This window comes from Candidatus Neomarinimicrobiota bacterium (genome assembly GCA_034716895.1).
Classification (GTDB): domain Bacteria; phylum Fidelibacterota; class UBA8477; order UBA8477; family JABMPR01; genus JABMPR01.
In genome coordinates this window covers 1-6,123 of the sequence record JAYEKW010000173.1, presented here as the reverse complement: position 1 = coordinate 6,123, position 6,123 = coordinate 1, and the positions used below count along the sequence as shown (strand labels likewise).

The window sequence follows — 6,123 nt, the reverse complement described above, 5'->3', positions numbered from 1 at the left end:
GTCCTGATAACGGTGGTTGTTGTCCTGATAACGGTGGTTGTTGTCCTGATAACGGTGGTTGTTGTCCTGATAACGGTGGTTGTTGTCCTGATAACGGTGGTTGTTGTCCTGATAACGGTGGTTGTTGTCCTGATAACGGTGGTTGTTGAGACAAGGCATGCCTTGTCTCTACCGTTGTATTATCATTATCCATAAAATTGTTATTAGCGACCCCATCAAAATATGGTTTGGCGATTTCGATAATTCCGTGGATATGATTTGGCATCACAACAAATTCACCCAAATATACGAATGGAAAATGATCTGGAATACTGGACCAATTCCGGTATGCCAATTTTCCAATATCGTTTAAAATCATTTTCCCGAATTCTATATCACCAAAATAGGGTCGGCGGTTTTTGGTGCAGATGGTAATGAAATATTTTCCATCCCAAGAATAATCCCAATTCTGCAATCGGGTTGATTCTGTCCGGTATTTATTGATGAATAATCCCACTAATCTACCTAAACTTATGGTTATTTTGATGCATCTCTGGGTACAATTCGTCCGTTATTATGTAGTTCATCAGTGCGGATCATCAATATCTAATTATTTTTCTGTTTTCGTGCATATTCATCGTGCATGAGGTGAACCAATCCATCTGCCAAACCAAATTGGGGCACGTATATGTTTTTAATATTACCCCACTCCATGATGGTGCGAAATATTTTTGAGGCATGCACAATGACATCGGCTCGATCTGGACGGAGATGCATAATTCGTATCCGTTCTTCCATTGAATAACTATTCAACAGCGCGTCTATCTCTATCAATTCAGTAAATGCGATGGGTTTTCCGGAAGCCTTATTTGCCAAACGGAACATCTTATTCATATTGCCCCCGGATCCTATTGCTTCCAGTTCCAAATCCTCCGGTTGATGCAGGTCTACCCAGGACTGCATATCGGTCCAACTTGAGCTTTCCACCTGTTTATTTAGAAGCCGAACGGTTCCGATGGGGAATGATTTTGAAATGAGTCGCTGACCCTGGGCAAAAAAGGTTAATTCTGTGCTCCCCCCTCCAACATCAATGTACAGATAGGCACGGTCTGGCTGCATCGATTCAGCAATATGTGAGGCGAAAATAACTTCTGCTTCCTGGCCACCATTGATGATTTCAAGATTCAGGCCACTCTCCTGACGAATTCTCTTACATATTTGCTTCCCATTGGACGCTTCGCGCATGGCTGAGGTTGCGTACGCTAGATAATCTTCAGGTTTATAGGCTTTTAAAAGGTGGGCAAAGGCAGTCATTGTGGAAACCAGCTGGTCCGCCTTTTCTTCTGATATCTGTCCTTGAGAAAAGACATCCTCCCCCAGCCGGATGGGCATCCTCACCAAAGATTCTTTGGTGAAAACACAGTATTCGCCTGAAGTCATGACTCTTGATAACAACAAGCGCACGCCATTAGAACCAATATCGATGGCCGCGTAGGGTATGCTGGAATCAGGAATCCAACTCTCCCTGGGATCTCGTTTCTCAACCCGGAATTTTTTAGTGTTCTTTGGCATTTAGATTTATTTCAGATTTTTTTTAGTTAAATAATGGAGAATTGAGCCTCTTTTGCCCACTATCTGTGACCAGGATTTCACCTTAAACTCGATTCCAACAACTGCGGATGTTGGCATGGCATCACGAAATTTATCACATAAATGCCAGGCCAGAGCATTAAAGGTTGGATTATGCCCGAACAACATGAGCGTATTTACATTTTGATCCACTGCGGCGATGATTTGCATGGCTCTTTCTATACCACCAAAATGATATAGGGGCTCTTTCAATATGATTTCAGATTCATCATAGTTTAGCGCTGTGGCAAATATTTTGGCGGTCTCATAAGCGCGACAGGCCGGGCTGGATAGTATGAGGTCAACCTGTTCCAATTTTTGGGACAGATGCCTGGAAATGAGCGTGGCTTTCTCAACCCCGTAATCAGCCAGACAACGATTAAAATCCGAATTGTCCTCGGCATATTCAACCGCTTTGGAATGGCGAACGATATATAGTTTTTTCATGTCCTGTCACCTCATATTGAATGGCAAAACATAGTATAAATTGATTGGGTTTGGTAGGAAAAACAAATTTGCTTTACAGAAAAGGGTTAAAACAACTATTGGACAGATATGGAAAAATGGGGACTGTAGAGACGTAGCATGCTACGTCTCTACATAATCATAAAATATGATGTCTGTCTATATGACTCCGAATTTTTTTCCCACAGTAATAAAAGCATTGATGGCCTTATCCAAATGCTCGCGGGTGTGGGCTGCACTGATCTGTACGCGAATCCGGGCTTCACCCTTGGGAACCACCGGAAATGAAAAGCCTATCACATAGATACCCAACTCCAACATGGCAGCAGCCATATCCTGGGCTAGTTTCGCATCCCCCAGCATAATGGGGACAATGGGATGTTCACCAGCCTTTATGTCAAAACCTGCATCTGTAATTTTTTGTCGGAAATATTCAGTATTTTTTACGAGCTGCTCCCTCAGATCAGGTGTTTCTGATAAGAGGTCAATAACTGCAATACTGGCTGCAGTGATGGCTGGTGCCAATGTATTGCTGAATAAATAGGGTCGGGAACGCTGACGCAACATATCTACTATTTCCTGACGGGCAGCTGTAAAGCCACCGCTGGCTCCTCCCATGGCTTTACCCAGAGTTGAGGTAATAATATCCACACGACCCATGGCTCCCCGAAATTCATAAGAACCGCGACCGGTAGGGCCGAAAAATCCTGTAGCATGAGAATCATCAACATGGACCAGAGCATCATATTTATCAGCCAGATCACAGATCTCATCAATTTTGGCTACATAACCATCCATTGAAAAAATGCCATCAGTGGCGATCAACCGGGTACGAGCACTCTGGGTTTCTTTCAGGATGGCTTCCAGTTCTTCCATATTGCTATTCGCATAACGGTAACGCTTGGCCTTGCACAACCTTACGCCATCAATGATGGAGGCATGGTTCAATTGATCTGAGATTATGGCATCTTCAGGACCGAGAATAGTTTCAAACAAGCCACCATTGGCATCAAAACAGGAGGAATACAGGATGGCATCATCCATTCCCAGAAATGTGGCGACCTTGGCTTCCAATTGTTTGTGGATACTCTGGGTACCACAAATAAACCGGACCGAGCTAAGACCAAAGCCCCATTTTTCCAATCCATCCTGAGCAGCTTTGATGAGAGTGGGATGATTTGAGAGGCCAAGATAATTATTGGCACAAAAATTTAATACTGACGTTCCAGCTACCTGGATTTCAGCGCTCTGCTGGGACTCGATAACACGTTCTGCTTTATACAGGCCAGCCGATTTGATCTCACTCAGTTCTTGATTTAAACGTTCTTTAGTTGTGTTCATAACGACTCCTGATCTCGGGAATTAAATAGTCTGAAAAAGCCTTGCTCAAATTATGAATAGCCGACCAGCCCCAATCATGGCGAGCTTGATCATCATTTATGTCTGCAGGCCAACTATCGATTATGGATTGACGATTGTCATTGATCACAAATTTGATATCTGCCTCTGGGTAATACTCCTTTAGTTTGGCGAAGAATTCTCCGGCCGAAGGGTTAAAAGCTTTAATGTTGTAGACGGTCTGGGTCAGGGCGTCCTGAGGAGCGGCCATGAGCATTTCAATAGAAAGAATGGCATCGGTCATGGTCATAAATGGAATAGTAGCATCCTCACGAACAAAACAATCGTAATGCTCCCCTTTTGCAGCAGCATGGATCATCTCCGGTGCATAGTCACTGGTACCGCCGGCGGGTAAGGTTTGAGCGCTGATTATCCCCGGAAAACGAATGGCCCGAAAATCAACCAGACCACTGGAATCGTTGGCAGACAGACGCTTAAAATAATGGCTGTAATAATCTCCCAGACTTTCACAATACAATTTATTGCAACCATACATAGTTTGTGGATAGCGGTAATCATCTTCATGGATGGCACCCGCTTCAAATTTCTCATTCAGCGATGGCAAACCGTATACAGCAATAGAACTTGGGAAAAAGAATTTTACCGACTTCCCACGACTTTGAGCCTGCTCCATGGCCAGATCCAACAGGTTGAGAGTACCATCCACATTAACTTCATGCGCAATTACCGGTGAAAATTCTGCTCGTGTGCTGAGCAAAGCTGCCATATGGTAAATAGCTTCGATCTCATATTGGGCATTGATCCGATCCAGCAGATTCTTATCCAGAATATTCCCCACCAGACAATCCTGAGTACGCTCCTGCACAAATTCATCCGGCATACTCAAATCGACACCAATCAAATTGGCAATCCCCTCTTTATGTAAAGAGCGCACCAACCCATGACCGATCTCTCCGTTTACTCCCGTGATAAGAATGACAGTTTTACGCATTGATTCTCCAAAATATTTTTATTGCAAAGTGTATCCTTTGGCTTTACTCAGAACAAACTTCGGGTGCCAAATTTTGATGGTCTCGCAAAAACGACCCCTCGCAGAGCGCGCAGAGCGTTGTATTGAGTTCATCGAAATGACGCGATGTGTTGTTATATATGGTTTTAGGCTTATTCACTATATGTGGTTGTATTTAATGGTTTTAGGGCACATTTTATGAATTCTCAGATACTTCTAGCGGTTTCGTCAAATTTTTAATAAAGCGGGTTAAATATAAAAAGTCCCCGGCTAAGATTAGCATAGGGGACTTTTAGATAGTGAAACAAAGGTTAGAAGACTTTATTCGGTGACAGCTTCGTCCTTATTCAGATATTCATTGATGGCTTCATTGAAGGTTTCCAGAGCTTTGACTGGTAGCGCATCAATGTTATCATTGATACGACGGATCACCATGCGGGTGCTGCTGGCGTTGGTCTTAACAGTAGTAAGCTCCTTAGACATAATGCCCAGAGATTTGTCAAGACCGATCTCAGAAGAATCTATCCGACTGGCAAATATGTCAATAGCATTACTCAAAGAATCGAGGTGAAGTGCCAAATCCACCAGAGCTGCTCGATCCTCCATTAAAAGGGTATCAAGAATCGTAGAGATATTGGCTGTCATCTCCGCAATCAGCTCAGCCTTTTGGATTTCGCCATGTGCCTGAACATAGTCAACAGTTGCCAGGTTGAATTTTGCTGCACCACCTTCAGTGGGAATAAAGCTCATGGTTGAGCATGATCCCAGGATCAGTGCGCTAAGTACAATTGTCATAGTAACTAGTCTGTTCATTTGAAGCCCCTTGTAAGTGAAAAATCCTAATTTGAAAACTTGCTGTTGCAATCTGCCGTACTTGTCCAATTTTTGGGAAAATAGGGTTTGTCTCAGCCAAGTCAAGGGAAAAGCAGAAACTGTACCAGTGTATGAATGTTTTTATCCACAGATTCACACAAATTGATGTATTTAATAAAAATATTGATCCTTTCAAGCAGCATGGGAGAACAGAGGGGGGGGTTAAGCCCAAGTAATGAACATAGGTTTTATACCCGAGGACTTCCCCTCCCCGGATCGTTGCACGATCCGACCCTCCCAAGGGAGGGTGAATTCTTGCCACCATACCAACACTTCACCAAGCAAACAGCAATGTAACAGCAAGAATACTCTCCCCCTCCGGGGGAGATGTCCGACCTGCCACGGCGTAATTTCATAGAAAAGAAGACGGGAGGACAGAGGGGGGCGCCTGGCTTGGCATTAAGCCCAAGCCTACAGCCATCAAATCCAGGCTACGTGCCTAATGATCAACCCTCCCCTGATCGTTGCACGATCCGACCCTCCCAAGGGAGGGTGAATTCTTGCCACCATACCAACGCTTCACCAAGCAAACAGCAATAAAGCAGGAGGAATACACTGGCTTTTCAAAATTTGTGAAATTCGCGAAATTCGCGGTTCGCTTTTAGATTGATCATTCCAATAGAAAATCCAGCTTTTCAACAAAGTCACCTTCAGCACTGGCTTTTACCGTGAAGTATCGCTTTTCTGGGCTGGATTGCATGCCCAGGAATTCTAATTGGGAATCATCAACCCAGCATTCATAGCTACCTGGTGGGATTTCCATGGAGTAGTAGGAGCCGTCTGCAAAGGTTCTCAGGGTGGTTTCAAAG

At 43.9% G+C, this 6,123-nt stretch carries 7 protein-coding genes; all 7 read right to left on the bottom strand.

Annotation, left to right across the window (positions count from 1 at the left end; all coding sequences use genetic code 11):
* On the bottom strand, nt 1-454 hold a 454-nt coding region (locus U9Q77_10940), incomplete at its 3' end, for a transposase (protein ID MEA3287872.1).
* Nucleotides 455-585: 131 nt separating this feature from the next.
* Nucleotides 586-1,551 (bottom strand): exopolyphosphatase, encoded by a 966-nt coding sequence (locus tag U9Q77_10935; protein ID MEA3287871.1) that lies wholly within the window; start codon nt 1,549-1,551, stop codon nt 586-588.
* A gap of 6 nt (nt 1,552-1,557) precedes the next feature.
* On the bottom strand, nt 1,558-2,055 hold the full coding sequence (locus U9Q77_10930) for a histidine phosphatase family protein (protein ID MEA3287870.1): 498 nt from the start codon (nt 2,053-2,055) through the stop codon (nt 1,558-1,560).
* Nucleotides 2,056-2,232: 177 nt separating this feature from the next.
* On the bottom strand, nt 2,233-3,414 hold the full coding sequence (gene kbl / locus U9Q77_10925; GenBank protein MEA3287869.1) for a glycine C-acetyltransferase: 1,182 nt from the start codon (nt 3,412-3,414) through the stop codon (nt 2,233-2,235).
* Nucleotides 3,401-4,423 carry an NAD-dependent epimerase/dehydratase family protein gene (locus U9Q77_10920; GenBank protein MEA3287868.1) on the bottom strand — a complete coding sequence of 341 codons (1,023 nt, stop codon included), beginning with the start codon at nt 4,421-4,423 and terminating at the stop codon, nt 3,401-3,403. The genes kbl and U9Q77_10920 overlap by 14 nt, the downstream gene beginning before the upstream one ends.
* A gap of 339 nt (nt 4,424-4,762) precedes the next feature.
* The gene (locus tag U9Q77_10915) at nt 4,763-5,254 is read right to left on the bottom strand and encodes a hypothetical protein (GenBank protein ID MEA3287867.1); all 492 of its coding nucleotides are present in this window, start codon (nt 5,252-5,254) and stop codon (nt 4,763-4,765) included.
* A gap of 670 nt (nt 5,255-5,924) precedes the next feature.
* A partial coding sequence (locus tag U9Q77_10910) for a hypothetical protein (GenBank protein MEA3287866.1) occupies nt 5,925-6,123 on the bottom strand: 199 nt, incomplete at its 5' end.